Genomic DNA, 4,537 nt, shown 5'->3' on the forward strand with positions numbered 1-4,537 from the left:
TCGACATGTCACGGATGATAAGTGGGCCCAACACCGGGCCCGAGCTGCGTCTTTACCATCTTCTGTGCCATCTCAACAAATTCACAGAGCAGAGGACGAGTATCCCGTGGGTCGATAATGTCGACGCCGCTAGCCTCAGCGGTTCGGAATGGTGAGGTTATTGCCTGGAGTTTCCGCTCTATCTCCTGGAGCCTGGCCTCAGGGTCGGGAGCATTCTCTACGTCACGACGGTACGCAGCCAATGCCCCTCCTTCGATATGCATCGAACCCCAGTGTGCCGAAGGCCAGGCGTAACGACGATACATCCCACCGGCCCGATACTGAAGACTGCCCGCCACTCCGTATGCCTGGCGGATGATGAATGATATCCAGGGCATCCTGGTCTCAGCGGTGGCGCATACGATTCTGGCTCCGGCCCGCTCAATCCCCAGCTTTTCGGACTCGATACCCACCATGAACCCCGGTTCATCCGTCAAGCAGACCATCGGCAGGTGGAATGTGTCCAGCAACTGCAGGAAGCGAATAACCTTGTCACCCGCGGCAACGTCCATGGCACCACCGAGGTGCTTCGGGTTGTTGATCATGGTGCCCACAGGGTAGCCGTTTACACGTGCCAGACCGACTATACGTGACTTGCCGTAGTCCGGTGATATTTCGAAGAATGAGTCACGGTCCAGAACGCACTTCAGTATATGGTAGGCATCATAAGCCCTGTTTCGCTGTCGAGGTATGATTGAAAGCAACTCTTCATCGCGCCGGTTGGGATCGTCGACTGGCTCTAACCGCGGCGGCATCTCCCAGACATTGTCCGGCATATAGCTGAGGAAGCGCCGTATCATCTCGAAGGCTTCTTCTTCAGTTTCGGCCATATTGTCGATGACACCGCTGGTACGCGTGTGAATGCGGTAGTCCCCCAGGTCCTCCTTGGAGATATCGTAGCCCAGTGCCGCCTTGACCACGGGAGGGCCTCCGGGGAATATCTGGGCAATGTCCTTCACCATTACGGAGAAATGGGACATGCAGGCGATTACGGCATGTCCCCCGGCTACTGAGCCCAGCAGTGCCATGACAACCGGTACAACGTTCAGCAGACGCGCCGCAGGCAGCCAGCCCGGGTTGTCCGGAATATACGTCCTGCCCATCAGCTCGAAAGAACGCACGCTGCCGCCGGTGGCATCAAGCAGATTTACCGACGGCAATCGCCACTCCTGCGGTGTCGGGCTGCCGGGTGCCGAGCCGTGCGCCTCAGACTCCGAGGCGCCACCCCGAATGGTGAAATCGCCGCCACTGATGAAGACCCTCCGACCATTCAGTGTGCACAACCCGCTGACATTGTTCTTAGGTACGAACGACACCAGCCTGTCTTCCTCGTATGTCGGGGTGCCGGCGAGTTTGCCAATCTCCTGGAAAGAACCGGTGTCAACAAGCTTGGCGATACGCTCGCGGACTGTCAGCTTACCGCGCCTGTGCTGCCGCTCGATACCCTCCTGACCACCCATCTGCTCGGCAAGCTGTTGTCGGTACTTGAGCTCATCAATCTCGGGTTGCCATACCATCGTCAGGCCCCCTTTTAGTCCTGGCTCTCTGGTTATCCGTACGACGCTGGCTGTGGGAAACCCCCCTTGTGACGCCAATGCCTCAGAGCGTCGCCAGGTCTACAGTCTTCCCGGTTCGGTTTGACTCGTAGATACCCAGGATAGTCTTTATCGTGCCGAGGTTATCCCGTCCACTACTGATTGGCTCCTTGCCCGTCCGGCAGCACTCTGCAAAGTGTAATATCTCATTCGTGAAAGGGTTGTCACCGACCAGACCTTCACTCAGCGGTTCCAACTGAACGAAATTACCGTACCTGTTTACGGGTTCAACCCCCGGTTCATCTCGCTTTGGTGACGATACCATTGGCGGTCCAACCTGCTGCATTATAGTCTCGAGGGTCGGGGGTCCCGTGTAGAGTGCTCCATCTTCCCCAAAAATCTGGTATTGTATTGCTACGGGTGACCGGGATACTGTGAAGATCGAAAACGCAGTTCCGATGGCTCCGTTTTCAAATTCAAGTGTGGCACAGGCATAGTCCTCAGCGCCATTCACCATCGCCGGCCAGACCGATTTACAGACACCGCTAACTCTCCTGATATCACCAATGAAGTACCTCAGCAAGTCAATCATGTGGATTGTCAGTGTTATCAATACACCGCCACCGGCTCGCTCTCCATCATTCATCCAGTGTCCCGGTGGGTCTGACATTTTTGAGTTTATGATTGAGTCGCAGCGAGCAGCCTGAATCGTACCGAGTTCTCCCTCCTGAATCAACCGTTTAACAGCCTGGCTGTTGGGTGTATAGCGTATATCCTGGGCAACCATGAAGGTCACGCCGGCTGTGTTGGTTGCCTCCAGCATCTGACGGCACTCGTCCATAGTACGTCCCATTGCTTTCTCAAGGAGGACGTGCTTTCCGGCTTCCGCCGCGGCAACTACGTGAGGAAGGTGCTGGTCATGGATTGTGCAGATATCCACTGCATCGATATCCGCCTCACTCAGCATCTTTGTCGCGTCGGTATAGACCTTGTCGACACCGGCATCTTTGGCGTATTGCTGTGCCACGTCCTCGTAGATATCACATACGGCGGTTAGCCTGACCTTGTCCGGGAATTGTTGATAAGCCGGTAAATGTGCCCTACCCATGCGCCCTGTTCCTATTAGACCAACCTTAAGCGGTTCTGGCATACGTTACCTCTCTAAACATGATTACGTTCTGGCGGGGACGTAAACACATCGTCCCCGCCAGAACCGTCTGCTTCTTAATGAAACGGGACTATCAGTCTTGTTAGCCCTTAACCTTCTCCCACACGAAGTCGCCCCCGCCGCCGCCTATGTTCCTCTGGAAAACGCCGGGGGTAACAGAATTGGCCGGTATCAGGCCGGCCCAGCGGTCCTGTGGTCTGATGTAGACCTTGACCATGCCTGCCTGCCATTCCACGGGCTTAACGGGCTCTCCACCTCTACCGAACCAGTTGATCAAACAGGTGCCGCCATCTACAGGGTGGAATGTAAGGCAATTGCCCTGTCCAAACGACCCTCGTTCTCTTAAAGCGGCTTCATCCACCGAAGAATCCGGGGTCAATTCAAGGGACAGGCGGACCTCCCCTTCATAGATGGCCTCAGCCTTGGTCGGCGTAACCGTCATCTCGTCGCACACGTACTTGGGCAGTCCCCAGGCAACACCCATCCAGCACATCATCAGGTTCGGAACTGGCATGCTCACCACTAACCAGGCGTCTTTACCGTCGGGGCGCCTGGCCTTGGGCATGACAAAACCTTCCTGGTAGCGCGTCAGCGGGTTGCCGGTGTGGTTGTAGTCAACCATTATTACTCCCACTTCCGGCTTGTCCGGCATTGACAGAGGTTCATGCATGTATGAACGGTACAGGTCCAGGTCGGCCGGCTCCACCACGGTAAAGATACCGGATGTCCCGATGCCCGCCTTTGCCATCTCTGCGATTTTCTCCGGCGGAAGTTTAGGTACCACTCCGGTCCCCCTACCCCAGTTGATCATCTCATCGATGTTAGGATCGTCTATGAACTTCTGAGTCTGGTCCATAGTCGCCCTGCACCTGACAAGATACTCGTGCTCATCACGGATGTCCATGAGTCCCGCCGGCTTTGCCTTTTCTTTCGGTATGGTGATGTTTGTGACCATTGTTTTACCTCCCTGGTACATTGTATTACTACTGCATTCACCTTCTTAATGAAACGGGCCTATCCGTTCCGCTAGCCCTTTACTTTCTGCCACAGGTAGTCGCTCCCGCCAGTAGCTAAGAACCTCTGGTAAACACCAGGGACAACAGAGTTGGCTGGTATCAGCCCAGCCCAGGGGTCCTCTGGCCTCATGTAGACCTTGACCATGCCTGCCTGCCATTCTGCGACTTTATAACTTTCACCGCCTCTACTGGTTATCCTGAACAAACAGGCACCGCCCTTGTCTACGTGGAACGAACACTCCTTCCCAAATTCAAATACCCCTCGCTCCTTTAAAGCGGCTTCATCTACACCACCCGGTGTAAATTCCAGAGACAGACGAACCTCACCCTCATATATGACCTCAGCTTTGGTCGGCGTCACCGTCATTTCATCAGCCACGTACTTGGGCCATCCCCAGACGACACCCATATAGCACATCAGCAGATTTGGCACCGGCACGCTTATCACTAACCAGGCCTCCTTGCCATCGGGACACATAGCCTTGACCGTCACCCGGCCTTCCTGAAAGCGCGTTATCGGGTTGGAACGATTGAAGTCCCACAGTGATACTCCCACCTCAGGCTTCTCCGGCATTGACAGCGGCGGGTATATAAATGAACGGTACAGTTCCAGGTCAACTGGCTCAACCATAATAGAGATGCCGGCTGACCCAATTCCAGCCTTAATTTGCTCCTCGAGCTTCTCCGGCGAAAGCTTAGATACTGCTCCAGGGCCAGCACCCCAGTTGATGAGCTCATCCCGGGTAGGGTCGGCAATAAATGCCCCGGTTACGTCCATT

The 4,537-nt window shown here is 55.3% G+C and carries 4 protein-coding genes; all 4 read right to left on the reverse strand.

What is annotated here, in order from left to right; all coding sequences use genetic code 11:
- Positions 1 to 8: 8 nt before the first annotated feature.
- On the reverse strand, positions 9 to 1,556 hold the full coding sequence (locus tag VMW13_04705; GenBank protein HUV44114.1) for a carboxyl transferase domain-containing protein: 1,548 nt from the start codon (positions 1,554 to 1,556) through the stop codon (positions 9 to 11).
- Positions 1,557 to 1,638: 82 nt separating this feature from the next.
- Entirely contained in the window at positions 1,639 to 2,724 is a 1,086-nt protein-coding gene (locus VMW13_04710) for a Gfo/Idh/MocA family oxidoreductase (GenBank protein ID HUV44115.1), read from the reverse strand.
- Between the two features lie 100 nt (positions 2,725 to 2,824).
- Positions 2,825 to 3,697, reverse strand: a complete 873-nt coding sequence (locus tag VMW13_04715) for a hypothetical protein (GenBank protein HUV44116.1) — start codon at positions 3,695 to 3,697, stop codon at positions 2,825 to 2,827.
- A gap of 71 nt (positions 3,698 to 3,768) precedes the next feature.
- Positions 3,769 to 4,537: acetoacetate decarboxylase family protein (locus tag VMW13_04720; protein HUV44117.1), on the reverse strand; the 769-nt coding region annotated here is incomplete at its 5' end.

This window comes from Dehalococcoidales bacterium (assembly GCA_035529395.1).
In the GTDB taxonomy this organism is placed as follows: domain Bacteria; phylum Chloroflexota; class Dehalococcoidia; order Dehalococcoidales; family Fen-1064; genus DUES01.

Bases quoted from the DNA above. Each gene is read 5' to 3' on its own strand.
- VMW13_04715 (HUV44116.1), bottom strand. From the start codon at position 3,697: ATGGTCACAAACATCACCATACCGAAAGAAAAGGCAAAGCCGGCGGGA.
- VMW13_04710 (HUV44115.1), bottom strand. From the start codon at position 2,724: ATGCCAGAACCGCTTAAGGTTGGTCTAATAGGAACAGGGCGCATGGGT.
- VMW13_04705 (HUV44114.1), bottom strand. From the start codon at position 1,556: ATGGTATGGCAACCCGAGATTGATGAGCTCAAGTACCGACAACAGCTT.